Source organism: Knoellia pratensis, from assembly GCF_042666395.1.
Classification (GTDB): domain Bacteria; phylum Actinomycetota; class Actinomycetes; order Actinomycetales; family Dermatophilaceae; genus Knoellia; species Knoellia pratensis.
The window spans coordinates 399,744-412,231 of sequence record NZ_JBHTDJ010000003.1 but is presented as its reverse complement, the minus strand read 5'-3'; the positions used below and the strand labels follow the sequence as shown (position 1 = coordinate 412,231).

At 69.9% G+C, this 12,488-nt stretch carries 9 protein-coding genes; 2 read left to right on the top strand and 7 right to left on the bottom strand.

Going from position 1 to position 12,488, the window contains the following annotated elements:
* Position 1 precedes the first annotated feature (1 nt).
* Positions 2-1,654, top strand: a complete 1,653-nt coding sequence (locus tag ACFQRE_RS11800) for a glucoamylase family protein (RefSeq protein ID WP_380122483.1) — start codon at positions 2-4, stop codon at positions 1,652-1,654.
* A gap of 35 nt (positions 1,655-1,689) precedes the next feature.
* Positions 1,690-3,528: a glycoside hydrolase family 3 protein gene (locus tag ACFQRE_RS11795; protein ID WP_380122481.1), complete on the top strand. Its 1,839-nt coding sequence runs from the start codon at positions 1,690-1,692 to the stop codon at positions 3,526-3,528.
* A gap of 69 nt (positions 3,529-3,597) precedes the next feature.
* Here the strand turns inward: ACFQRE_RS11795 and ACFQRE_RS11790 are convergent, their stop codons facing one another.
* The 7 genes from ACFQRE_RS11790 to ACFQRE_RS11760 all read right to left on the bottom strand — a co-directional run bounded on the left by ACFQRE_RS11790 (position 3,598) and on the right by ACFQRE_RS11760 (position 12,488).
* Entirely contained in the window at positions 3,598-4,002 is a 405-nt protein-coding gene (locus ACFQRE_RS11790; protein WP_380122478.1) for a DUF2568 domain-containing protein, read from the bottom strand.
* A complete protein-coding gene (locus ACFQRE_RS11785; protein WP_380124256.1) occupies positions 4,002-4,619 on the bottom strand; it encodes an NADH-quinone oxidoreductase subunit B in 618 nt (205 codons plus the stop codon). Before ACFQRE_RS11785 ends, ACFQRE_RS11790 begins: the two co-directional genes overlap by 1 nt.
* 30 nt (positions 4,620-4,649) lie before the next feature.
* The gene (locus tag ACFQRE_RS11780) at positions 4,650-5,981 is read right to left on the bottom strand and encodes a M1 family metallopeptidase (protein ID WP_380122476.1); all 1,332 of its coding nucleotides are present in this window, start codon (positions 5,979-5,981) and stop codon (positions 4,650-4,652) included.
* Positions 5,978-9,832, bottom strand: coding sequence for a Pls/PosA family non-ribosomal peptide synthetase (locus ACFQRE_RS11775; RefSeq protein ID WP_380122473.1), 3,855 nt, complete (start codon positions 9,830-9,832; stop codon positions 5,978-5,980). The genes ACFQRE_RS11780 and ACFQRE_RS11775 overlap by 4 nt, the downstream gene beginning before the upstream one ends.
* The gene (locus ACFQRE_RS11770; protein WP_380122471.1) at positions 9,829-10,188 is read right to left on the bottom strand and encodes an NADH-quinone oxidoreductase subunit A; all 360 of its coding nucleotides are present in this window, start codon (positions 10,186-10,188) and stop codon (positions 9,829-9,831) included. The genes ACFQRE_RS11775 and ACFQRE_RS11770 overlap by 4 nt, the downstream gene beginning before the upstream one ends.
* A 60-nt stretch (positions 10,189-10,248) precedes the next feature.
* Entirely contained in the window at positions 10,249-10,677 is a 429-nt protein-coding gene (locus ACFQRE_RS11765; RefSeq protein WP_380122468.1) for an LppA family lipoprotein, read from the bottom strand.
* An 86-nt stretch (positions 10,678-10,763) separates the two neighbouring features.
* Positions 10,764-12,488, bottom strand: a complete 1,725-nt coding sequence (locus tag ACFQRE_RS11760; RefSeq protein WP_380122466.1) for an alpha/beta hydrolase — start codon at positions 12,486-12,488, stop codon at positions 10,764-10,766.

The following is a 12,488-nucleotide window of genomic DNA, read 5'->3' as shown; positions in this document are numbered from 1 at the left end:
CATGTTCGAGCACGAGATCAGCCCCGCACGCCCCATCACCCCCCTCACCCGTCGAAGCGTCGTCACCGGCGCGGTCGCCCTGACCGCTTTCGGCCTGGCGCCGAGCGCCAGCGCCGTTGCGGCACAGCGCCGCCCAACCCGGGCCCCCGCAGCCGGCGCCACCATGGCCTGGGACGAGGTCACCGTCCGGCGATGGGCCCGCGACACCTGGCGCAGCCTCGACGCCATGACGCACCCGAAGACCGGGCTTCCTGCCGACAACATCCCCGAGTCGCTCGCGGCGGAGGATCGCTCGGGCTACACCTCGCCCACCAACATCGGCGGCTACCTCTGGTCGACCGTGGTCGCCCGCGAGCTCGGTGTCATCTCCCGGGGAGAGTGCACGCGCCGGCTCCTGCAGACGCTGCACACCCTGACGAAGATGGAGCACCACGCCCCGAGCGGGATGTACTTCAACTGGTACGACGAGGAGACCGGCGCGGCCCTGCGCGCTTGGCCGGGCACCGGTGCCATCGTTCACCCGTTCTGCTCCAGCATCGACAACGCGTGGCTCGGCGCCGCCCTGCTCGTGGTGGCCGGAGCGGACAAGGGTGCCGCCCCCGCGGCTCGCCGACTCTTCCAGCGCATGCGCTGGGACGCCTACTACAACCCCGGCACCGACCCGGCGCACCCCTCCGTGCGACCCGGCGGGCTGATCCACGGCGGCTTCTTCCCCTTCACCCACGACCGCCCGGGCGGGGTCTACCGGGGAACCCACATCGGTGGCGAGCCCGTCTGGCTCACCAACCACCACTACGACACCACCGTGTCCGAGACCCGCATCACGAGCTACCTCGGCATTCTCACCGGTCAGATCCCCGCGAAGCAGTACTTCGCGATGTGGCGCACCTTCCCGGCGACGTGCGACTGGTCCTGGCAGGAGATGCAGCCCGTGGGTGAGAACCGCACCTACCTCGGGATCGAGGTCTTCGAGGGCGCCTACACCTACCGCGGCATGCGCATCGTCCCCGGCTGGGGCGGCTCGATGTTCGAGGAGCTCATGCCCGACGTGTTCGTGCCCGAGGCGACGTGGGCCCCGAAGTCCTGGGGCCGCAACCACCCCCTGCACGTCCGCGCCCAGCGCGAGCACGGCCTCGACGAGGCGGGCTACGGCTACTGGGGCTTCTCGCCGTCGAGCAACCCGGCCGGCGGCTATCGAGAGTACGGCGTTGACGCCCTCGGCCTGGGGCCCGGCAACGAGCCCGGCAACGGCGCGAACGGGTACTTCTCCGACCAGGAGATGACCAACTACGACGTCGGCTTCGGCGACTGCCGCCCGGCGACGAACCCGACGCCGACCTACGGCGACGGGGTCGTCACGCCTCACGCGTCCTTCCTGGCGATGATGCACGAGCCGAACGAGGCCTTCGCCAACCTCTCCGGGATCGAGCGCGACCTCAAGGCCTATGGTCGAGGCGGGTTCTTCGACGCCGTGGCAGTCCATTCGGGGCAGATCGCTCGGCGCTACCTCTCCCTCGACCAGGCCATGGTCATGGGCGCGGTCGGGAACGTCCTGTGCCGCGATGTCATTCGGCGCGCCTTCTCCACCCCCGCGGTGGAGCGCGCGCTCCGGCCCGTCATCGGTGCAGAAGAGTTCGGCGCAGGCACCCCCTGAGACACCACCCCTTGAGACAGGAGCTCTCCACCCCCATGAAGCCGGTCACGCACACCGCCAGCGACGGCACGACCTACCGCGACCTCAACGGCAACGGTGTGATGGACCCCTTCGAGGACCCCCGCCTCGACGTGGACACCCGCGTCGAGGACCTCCTCTCCCGCATGAGCCTGCCCGAGAAGGTGGGGCTGATGTTCCACACGGTCATCGAGGCCGGCGAGGACGGCCGGGTCCTCGAGAACCCGGGCAGGATCAGCAAGTCGGGCACGCGAGAGGTCGTGCTGGGCAAGCACCTCACGCACTTCAACGTGCACGCCCTCGGCGAACCACGCCTGGCGGCACGGTGGCACAACGAGCTCCAAGCGGTCGCCGAGAAGTCTCCACACGGCATACCCGTCACGGTGTCCACGGACCCGCGGCACGCCTTCCTCGAGAACGTCGGCACGTCGTTCGCCGCCAAGGGGTTCTCGCAGTGGCCGGAGTCCCTCGGGCTCGCGGCGCTGCGGGATCCGGCGCTCGTCGAGCAGTTCGCCGACACCGCCCGCGAGGAGTACGTCGCCGTCGGCATCCGCGCGGCCCTCCACCCGACCGTCGACCTGGCGACCGAGCCACGATGGGCGCGTCAGCCACAGACGTTCGGACAGGACCCTGCTCTGGTGACCGAGCTCGGCGTCGCCTACCTGCGCGGCTTCCAGGGCGACACCCTGGGCCCCGACAGCGTGGCGTGCACGGCCAAGCACTTCCCCGGCGGCGGTCCGCAGAAGGACGGCGAGGACGCGCACTTCCCCTACGGACGCGAACAGGCCTACGAGGGCGGCCGATTCGACGACCACATGGAGCCCTTCCCACCCCTCCTCGAGGCCGGGGTCGCTGCGGTCATGCCCTACTACGGCATGCCGATCGGGCTCACGATCGACGGTGAGGCCATCGAGGAGGTCGGCTTCGGCTACAACGAGCAGATCGTCACGGGCCTGCTGCGGGAGCAGCTCGGCTACGACGGCGTGGTCCTCACCGACTGGGAGCTCGTCAACGACAACCACGTCGGTGACCAGGTCCTGCCGGCGCGTGCCTGGGGCGTCGAGCACCTCACCCCGATAGAGCGGATGGAACGCATCCTGCGCGCCGGCGCCGACCAGTTCGGTGGTGAGGAGTGCGTCGAGCTGCTCCTCGAGCTCGTGGCCGACGGCCGCGTCTCCGAGGACCGGATCGATGCCTCGGCCCGTCGACTGCTGGCTGTGAAGTTCCGGCTCGGCCTCTTCGACAACCCCTACGTCGACGAGGATGCCGCCGCGGTCACCGTCGGGCGCGAGGACTTCCGAACAGCGGGGTATGCCGCCCAGGCCCGTTCCGTGACCGTCCTCCAGAACGCTGTGGCCGGGTCCGCACCCGCCCTGCCGCTCACCGGGACGCGCAAGGTCTATGCCGAGAACTTCTCGGACGAGGCTGTCGCCACGTTGGGTGATCGGGTCGGCAGCCCGGCCGACGCCGAGGTCGCGATCGTGCGACTGACCGCCCCATTCGATGCCCGCGACGACCTCTTCCTCGAGGCGTGGTTCCACCAGGGGTCACTCGACTTCCCACCGGGACTCGTGTCGCGGCTGGGGGCCATCGCCGCCACGTGCCCGCTCGTCCTCGACGTCGTCCTCGACCGGCCAGCCGTGCTGACGCCGTTGCTGCCCTTCGCGTCTGCGGTCGTGGCGAGCTATGGCACCAATGACGCGGCGTTGGCGGACGCACTCGCAGGACGGATCGCGCCCGTGGGTCGCCTGCCCTTTGACCTACCCCGTTCCATGGAGCAGGTGCGCAAGCACCCGTCCGACGTCCCCGGCTTCGGGGACCCGCTCTTCCCTTTCGGGTTCGGCCTCGAGATCTGACGCTACGTCTCGACCTACCGCACCGTAAGTGGGGTGATTGCCCCGCTTACGGTGCAGTAGGTGGGGAGATCAGCGGCGGCGGCGTGGATTGTTGTTGCGCGAGCGACGGGTGCCGCCGAGCTGGGCCGCAGGACGCGTCGGCACGTCCTCGTCGAGGGCCAGCTGGGCCAGGACGAGGACGAGACCGGCCCCGATGAGGACCAGTCCGAAACGGGTGTGCTCCAGACTGAGGAGTCCGGCGCCGACGACGGCGACCGCTCCCCCGGAGGCGAGGGCACGCGGCAGCCTGGGGATCCGGCGACGGGCCCTGGGTGCGATGAACATGCCCCAGAGAGCGGCGACGAGCACGACGGCGAGCACGCCGACGACGAGACCGCCAAAGCCCCCACCGACGACCCCGGACGCGAGCATGAAGACTCCGACCATGAACGCGAACTCGATGATGAACGCCACGAGTCCGAGCACGATGAGCATCAGGACGGTCTCTCGACTCGGCCGCGGGTGACCTCTCCCGCCGATGCGGTGCGGTGGGCGGTGTAGCGAGGGGCAGCGGCATGACCGTTGCCGTGCGCGACCCCACCGGCGCCACCGAGGCGGTCGGAGATGGCGCGTCCGGAGAGCCGCTCACCGGCGATCTGCTCCTGGAGGCGGATGATCCCGTGGAGCAGGGCCTCGGGTCGGGGCGGGCAACCGGGAACGTAGACGTCGACGGGGATGAGCTGGTCGACGCCCTTGGTCACGGAGTACGAATCCCAGTACGGCCCACCGGAGTTGGAGCAGGCGCCGAAAGAGATGACGTACTTCGGCTCGGGCATCTGGTCATAGAGGCGGCGGATCGCCGGCGCCATCTTGTCGGTGACCGTTCCCGACACGACCATGAGATCGGCCTGTCGAGGACCGGGGGCGAAGGGGATGACCCCTAGGCGGATGAAGTCGTGGCGACCCATCGACGCCGCGATGAACTCGATGGCGCAGCAGGCGAGCCCGAAGTTGAAGACCCAGAGCGAATAGCGGCGGCCCCAGTTGAGGACGACGCGGATCGGCTTGGGCGCATGCTCCGACAGTGGCCCGACGCGCGGCATCGGCAGCATCACGGGCTGGTCGGTGCTCACGAGCCCACCCTAGGTCAGCCGTTGAGGCAGTGGCAGGGGCGGGAGCGGCTCGGACCGGAGCCAGGCTTCGAACAGCCCTCGGAGTCGACGGCCCGCGGCCCGCTCGCACAACGCCTCGAACTCGGCCGTCGTGACGATGCCCCCGCTGTGTCGAGCCACCCAGTCGCGCAGGATGCTGAAGAAGGTGGTGTCGCCGACCTCGATGCGCAGGGCGTGCAACGTCAGGGCCCCACGCTTGTAGACCCGGTCATCGAACATCTCCGACGCCCCCGGCGCGGTGACGACGATGTCCTGCGGCAGCGCGGCGAGCTTCTCGTGGTGCCGCTGCGCCTGCTCCTGGGCCGTGGCGATCCCCGCCGCCTCGGACCAGAGCCACTCCGCGTAGCAGGCAAATCCCTCGTGCAACCAGATGTCGCTCCACTGGGCCACGGTGACGGCATTGCCGAACCACTGGTGCGACAGCTCGTGCGCGATGAGTCGTTGCGCCTCCCACGAGCGGGTGCAGTGGTTGGAGCCGAACGTCGACACCGCCTGCGACTCGAGGGGGATCTCGAGGACATCGTCGGTGACGACGACGGCATACTCGGCAAACGGGTAGGGACCGAAGAGGTCGGCGAACGTCGACACCATCCGCGCCTGGTCGGCGAACGCCTCGGCGACGGCGGACCGCAGTCGCGGCGGGTGGTGCAGCCGCACGGGCAGTGGAGCACCCGACACCTCGGTGGTCTCGTAGCGACCGATCTGGACCGTCGCGAGGTAGGGCGCCATCGGCTCGTCCATCGCGTAGGTCCACCGCGTTGCGCGCCCGTTCTTGCGTCGCTCGGTGAGCGTGCCGTTGGCCACGACGGCGTATGCCGTGTCCATCGTGACGCTGATCCCATACGTCGCCTTGTCGGCGGCTCGGTCGTTGCACGGGAACCAGGAGGGGGCGCCGTGTGGCTGCGAGGCCACGATGACGCCGTCGGCCAACTCCTCCCAGCCCGCGCGACCGTCGGGCCCGGGAACGGTCCGGGGCGTACCGGCATACGCGATCGTCAGCGAGAGCACGGTGCCGGCGGGCACTGAGTCTGCAAAGCGGAGGGTGAGTCGCGAGGCGCGGTGCGCCCACCGGCGCAGCGTCGTCCCCGTGACGTCGACCCGCGTCACCTTGAGGGCGTGGAGGTCGAGCGAGATGGTCGGGGTGTCGACAGCCAGCGTCAGCGTGAGCTGGGCGCGACCGGTGAGGTGGTTGCCCGCGGCCTTGTAGGTCAGGTCGAGGTCGTAGTGGTCCACGCCGTATGCCGTGTCGCCATGACCGGGCACATAGGGGTCGGCCTGCGTGCTCGTTGCGGTCGTGCTCACTCGTCCACCCATGGTCCGACAGGGTTGCCGATCCAACGGGTCCGATCAGGGACCGACTCGCCGCGCATGACGAGAGATACCGGACCGACGGTGGCGTGGCGTCCGATCTGGGCCGCGGGCAGGATCACCGAGTTGGGCCCGAGGGTGCCGCCGCGCTTGACGGTGACGGTGTCCATCGAGAGCACGCGGTCGTGGAAGAGGTGGGTCTGGACGACCGTGCCGGCGTTGATCGAGGCGCCGTCGTCGAGACGGACGAGGTCCGCCTCGGGCAGCCAGTAGGTCTCGAGCCAGACGCCATCTCCGATCTTGGCGCCCATCGACCGCAGCCACAGGTTGAGGGCAAGGGTTCCGGTCGCGGCGCGGGCGAACCACGGTGCGGCGAGAACCTCGACAAAGGTGTCGGCGAGCTCGTTGCGCCACACGAACGAGGACCAGAGGGGGTGGTTGCCGGGGCGCAGTTTGCCGACGAGCAGCCACTTGGCCGCGGTGGCGCACCCGGCCGCGAGCGCGCCGGCGGCGAGGAGGACGAGACCGCTGAGGAGGACGGCCCAGATGAGGCCTTGGCTGAGCAGGACCTCGATGGCGGCGACGACGAGCACCACGAGGGCCACGTGGATCCATACCGGCACGGCCCGCAGCGCCTCGACGATGGCACGGGCGACACGCAGCTTGGTCGGCGGGGAGTAGGTGCGGGTCGAGTCCGCGTCGGAGCCCTCGCGTCGCAGCGGCCGCGGCGGGGAGCCGAGCCATGAGGTGCCGGCCTTGGCCTTCTTGCGGCGGGGGGCTGCTGAGAGGACGGCGACGAGACCCTGCTTGGGGACCTTGCGACCCGGTGCGGCCATGCCGGAGTTGCCGACGAAGGCGTGCTTGCCGATGCGGACGTGCTCGACCCTCAGCCAACCCGCGCCCAGTTCATAGCCCGCGACCATCGTGTCGTCGGCGAGGAAGGCTCCGGCTCCGACACGGGTGAAGGTCGGGATGAGGAGGACGGTGGACGCCTCGACGTCGGGTCCGAGATCGGCGCCGAGTCCACGCAGCCACGAGGGCGTGAGGCTGCTGGAGTAGAGCGGGAACAGCCAGGTCCGGGCGTCGTCGAGGATGCGCAGGGTCGTCCAGGCCTGCCATGCCTGACGCCCGTGGACGGGGTGCGCGCCGGCGCGCAGACCGATCGAGAGCAGCCGGACGAGCACGAGGATCATCGCGGCGAGCGCGATGAACCCGACGGTGGCGCCGAGGGGGATCCAGAGGAGGGCGGTCCCCAGAGCGCCGCCGAGCGAGGTCGTGTCGGTGAGCGCGGGCAGGCCCACCAGGGCGCCGATCACCATCCCCGCGAGCGGCAGGAGGGAGACGACGACGGCCGACGCGGCATACGCGCCCAACCAGCTCGGTCGGTTGGCCGGGCGGGCGTCGTGCCACGGACGGCGCGCAGTCCCGGAGGGTTCTGCGGGGGCTCCGGACCAGGACTCGTCGGCGGGCACCGCACCGAAAACCGCTGAGCCGGGGGCGATTTCGGCGCGTTCGCCGACGTCCGCACCGGGGAGGAGGGAACTGCGGGCGCCGACCCTTGCCCCTTCGCGGACACGGAGGGGTCCCACGATGAACTTCGCGCCGTCGATCCAGTGACCGCGCAGGTCCACCTCCGGCTCGATCGAGACTCCGTCACCCAGGTCGAGCATTCCCGTGACCGGCGGGACCGAGTGCAGGTCGACGTCGCGGCCGACGCGGGCACCGAGTGCTCGGGCGAAGACCTTGATGAAGGGGGCGCCCGAGAGGTTGGCGGCACCGAGCTCGTCGATGAGACGTTCTGCCAGCCAGACCCGTAGGTGGACCTCGCCGCCTCGGGGGTACTCCCCCGGGGCGAGACGACGCAGCAGGAGGCGAGCGCCGAGGGCGGCCAGGGCCATCCGCCCGACCGGCGAGATGAGGAAGAGCCACCCGAGGGCGAGCCACCACCAGTGGACCGTCGGCAGCCAGGTGAGGTCGAGGACGGACCGGGCGACGGCGTTGCCCAGCCCGATCCACGTGAGCCAGCGCAGCCCCGCGATGCTGCGCAGGACGACGGAGGCAAGGATCTGCGCGGCCTGCGTCTTGCCGGGCACGGGTGGGACGTCGCGGTTGAGTCGCCCGGTCGGTGTCTCCATCTCGTCGAGCGCGACCGCGAGGGCGGTGAGACTCGAGTGCTCATAGATGTCGGCGACGGTGACTTCGGGGAAGCGCTCACGCAGTCGGCTCACGAGCTGGGCCGCGCTGAGCGAGCCACCGCCGACGTCGAAGAAGTCCTCGTCGGGAGAGGTCGGCGGGCCGCCGAGGATGCTCGCCCACAGCCCCGAGATCCAGCCAGCGGTGTCACCCGTGTCGGTGCCACCGGCGGGGTTGGTGGGCGCCAAGGGCCAGGGCAGGGCATCTCTGTCGATCTTGCCGGAGGTGCGGGTCGGCAGGGTGTCGATGACGGCGAGACGCGGGACGAGCGCGGCCGGCATCGCCTGGCGCATCGACTCGGTGGCGGCCTTCGCGTCGAACGTGTCGTCGGTCGTCACGTAGCCGATGAGCAGGGTGTTGCCCGCCTCGCTCCGTCGAACAGCGGCCGCGGCCCCGCTCACACCGGGCAGCGACAGCAACGCGGAGTCGATCTCACCGAGCTCGATGCGCCGACCGCCGACCTTGACCTGGTCATCGGCCCGCCCGAGGAAGACGAGCCCCTCGGGCTCGTTGCGGACGAGGTCACCCGAGCGGTAGGCGCGGCGCCACCCCAGGGTGGGCATGGCGGCATACGCCGCTCTGTCCTTTGCCTCATCGAGGTAGCGGGCCAGGCCGACTCCACCGATGATCAGCTCGCCGCTCTCGCCTTCGGGAACGGGCTGGCCGCTCGCGTCGACGACGGCGAGGTCCCAGCCGGCGAGCGGGAGGCCGATGCGCACGGGTGGTTCGCCGGTGAGCTGGGCACCGCACGCGACGACGGTGGCCTCGGTGGGTCCGTAGGTGTTCCAGACCTCGCGGTGCTCGTTGGCCAGGCGCGCACCGATCTCGGGCGGGCAGGCCTCGCCGCCGAGGATGAGCAGGCGGACGGCCGCGAGCGCCTCGGTCGGCCAGAGCGCGACGAGGGTCGGCACGGTCGAGACGATGGTGATGCGGTTGGCGGTGAGCCACGGGCCGAGCTCGACACCTGAGCGGACGAGGGAGCGGGGTGCGGGGACGAGGCATGCGCCGTAGCGCCAGGCGAGCCACATCTCCTCGCAGCTGGCGTCGAACGCGACGGAGAGCCCAGCCATGACGCGATCCTCTGGGCCGATCGGTCTGTCCTGCAAGAACATTCGCGACTCTGCGTCGACGAAGGCGGCCGCGTTGCGGTGCGTCACGGCGACGCCCTTGGGCTTGCCGGTCGAGCCGGACGTGAAGATGATCCAGGCGTCGTCGTCGGTCGTGGGGTCGCCCCCGATGGCCTCGCCCTCGGTTGCGTCCTCGTCGCCACCCACTACACGAACGACGAGGTCCGTCGTGATGATCGCCGCGACGTCGGCCTCCCCGAACACGACCCGCGCCCGCTCGTCGGGGTCGTCGTAGTCGACCGGGACGTAGGCCGCGCCCGCGACGAGGATTCCGGCGATGGCGACATAGAGGTCGAGGGTGCCTGAGGGGATGCGGATGCCGACCCGGTCACCGCGTTCGACGCCGGCCGCACGCAGGGCGTCGGCGACGTCCTGCGCGGCCTCGGCGAACTCGCCGTAGGTGAGGACGCTCGTGCCGTTGTCGACCGCAGGCGCGTCGGGATGGGCCTCGATCGTGGCGCGCAGGATGTCGACGAGGGTGCGGGGGCTGGGTGCCTCACTCCCCCGTAGCAGGGGGTCGCTCACGTCCAGCGGAGCAGTCCGCGGCGGGCCGCGTGCACAAGGCCGATGACGATGATGCCGATGAAGATCGCGATCTCGACGAGGGACGCGGCTCCCAGCTGAGGGTCACGCAGGACGTACGCCCAGGGGAAGAGGTAGACGGCGTCGACGGCGAAGACGACGTAGAGGAAGGCGTAGGACAGGTAGCGAACCTGGCTCTGGGCCCAACCCTCGCCGACCGGGTCGACACCGGACTCATAGGTCGAGAGCTTGGCCGTCGAGGGAGCCTGCGGAGCGAGGAGGCGGCGAGCGCCCATCGCGGCGATCACCAGCACCAGTCCGATGCCCAGCACCCCGGCTGCGGCGAGGTATCCCGTCATGAGTCAAAGCCTAGCCACGCCAGATGAACAGCGGGTGCCGGCTCCCGAGGTCACTCGAGGTCACTCGAGGTAGCAGGCTCCATAGATCGTCGCGACGGTGTTGGTTCCCGTGCCGACGCTGAGCTCCGAGCCGTCCTTGTCGTAGAGCGACATCTGGTGCTCGCCCGGCTTGTCCAGGAGGACGTGCTCGTCGCCATATCCCCGCTTGGCAGCGGCGGCCTTGACCGCCTGCCAAGCACGATCCCAGTCGGCCTCAGGAATGCCGCCCAAGGCGCCACCGCTCGTGAGCACCTCCGAGGTGGTGCCGTCGACCTGGGAGAACGGTTCCTTGCAGCCAGAGCCCGACTCGACCGTCGGCGCCGGAGCGCGCCAGGCGAGGGCCGGGGCGACCTCGCTCAACGCAGATCGCACCTCGGACAGGAGCGCGAGATTGTCGCGTTGGGCCTGCGCCGACGTGCGGCGCGACTCGAGTTGTTGTCGTGTGTCCACATCTGCTCCTTGGCAAGAGGTGAGGATCATGGCCGCCAGCACTGCAACGAGCACTGCCAACGCTGGGCGTGACTGCATGGGGAGCCTCACTTGAGCCACCCCGGAATCCAGGACTGGGACTTGATCGGGTCACTGAGCCAGCCCACGTTCTGCCCTTCGATTGCCTCTTGCGGGTTCCCTCCGACGATCTGCGCCATGGAGTACTGGCTCGTCGAGCCGTCCTGCAGGTAGCTGGAGTGGCCCGACACACCCTCCCACGACCGCCCGTCAGCGGACGTCGCCTCCTCGGTCTGGAGGTGCTGCATGCCGTCGAGTCCCGTGGGGTCGCTCCCGAAGCGGGCAATGTCGCCGACCCCATCCCATTTCGCCTCCGCGTAGTAGGCGCTTCCCTCGGGGACCTGGAGATCGTGGAGGTCGGACGTGCCGAGTCCCGGAGAGCCGAAGAAGACGGCTCGGTCGACGCCTGAGCCCTCGTGCTGCAACCCGTAGCCTGCCGTCGTCGAGCCGTACGAGTGAGCCAGTGAGGTGAGATCCGGGTCCGTCAGCCGCGACGCGTTGATGCCCCTGAAGTAGTCGGCGAGGTTATCGCCGCCGTCTTGCGCCGACCCGGACAATGCGACCGAGTCGCCCGCGAACGTGCTGCCCCACTGGGGCGCCTGGTAGTCCAGCCAGGAGACGGTCGCGACGGTGCCGCCGTCGCCGCTTCGGAAGAGCTCGTCCTCGGTACGCGTCCGGAGCTCGGCCATGTTCTTGTCATAGCCGCCCATCCCCTCGACCGTCGACGTGAGGCCGGGTGTGAAGACCGCGACGTGGTCGGCCGTGTCGATGTTGCCGTTGGCCACGATCGCCTGGGTGCGCGGGGTCGTGAAGTCGAGTCCGACGAGCTGGTGCTCACCCGGGTTGTCCAGGATGTCGTCCAGCGTTCGGATGGCTCCCTGCTCCTCTGTGAGGTCGTTGTGCTCAGCGATCGTCAGGTTGTGCGCGACCCAGTTGAAGCTGCCGTCCTCGTGGTACCAAGAGGCCTCGATCTCCGCGATCCGTGAGTTGACGTGGTTTCGTCGATCGTCGAGGAGGTTGCGGTTCGCGAGATCGCGCGAGGTCGCGTCGACGCCGTCGCGGTTGCCGATCCAGCCGGGGTGCGCGGCGATGATCTGCCTGCGCTCGTCCGGCGACATCGCGGCCCACCACGCCGCACTGTCCGACGGGGTCGCGCCCTCGGGTGGTGTGAGCAGGCTGAGGTCGCCCTCGACCTCTCCGAGCTTCGACGCCGTGGCCAGCCCGCCCGCTCCGACGTGGATCCGGTTGAGCTCGATCTTCTCCAGGACGTCGCCGAGGTCGGTGTCGACATCGTTGGCCTTGCGCAACGCCTGCTCGATGCGGTCGACGCACTCGGTGACCCAGCCCTGACGCTCGTCCAGGGCAACCTGATTGTCGTGATCGTTGCCCGTGTCGATGGCCGGACCCCTGTCAGTGACGGTGCCGTCCGCGGAGATGCTCAGGTGGTGCATCGTGGCGAACTCCTGGGCTGCGTCCACCGCCAGCTCCACGCCGCGCACTCCGTCCGCAGCGTCACAGACGGCGGTGTATGCCGCCGAGACCTCTGCGACGACGTCCTTGAGGTCTTGGGTGACGTTCGTGAGCCGGGTTCGCGATGCCTGCGACGCGTCACCGTGCCACTGCTTCGGAAGGCCCATCGTCTCGAGCTCGTCGGCGAGGTCGAGCATGGATCGTCGAGCCTTCCTGAGGTCGGTCTCGGCCGTGTCAAGGGTGGCTGGCGACCACTGCTTGATGTTGCCCCAGGTGAGGGCCAC

Bases quoted from the DNA above. Each gene is read 5' to 3' on its own strand.
- ACFQRE_RS11800 (WP_380122483.1), top strand. From the start codon at position 2: ATGTTCGAGCACGAGATCAGCCCCGCACGCCCCATCACCCCCCTCACC.
- ACFQRE_RS11795 (WP_380122481.1), top strand. From the start codon at position 1,690: ATGAAGCCGGTCACGCACACCGCCAGCGACGGCACGACCTACCGCGAC.
- ACFQRE_RS11790 (WP_380122478.1), bottom strand. From the start codon at position 4,002: ATGCTCATCGTGCTCGGACTCGTGGCGTTCATCATCGAGTTCGCGTTC.
- ACFQRE_RS11785 (WP_380124256.1), bottom strand. From the start codon at position 4,619: ATGCTGCCGATGCCGCGCGTCGGGCCACTGTCGGAGCATGCGCCCAAG.
- ACFQRE_RS11770 (WP_380122471.1), bottom strand. From the start codon at position 10,188: ATGACGGGATACCTCGCCGCAGCCGGGGTGCTGGGCATCGGACTGGTG.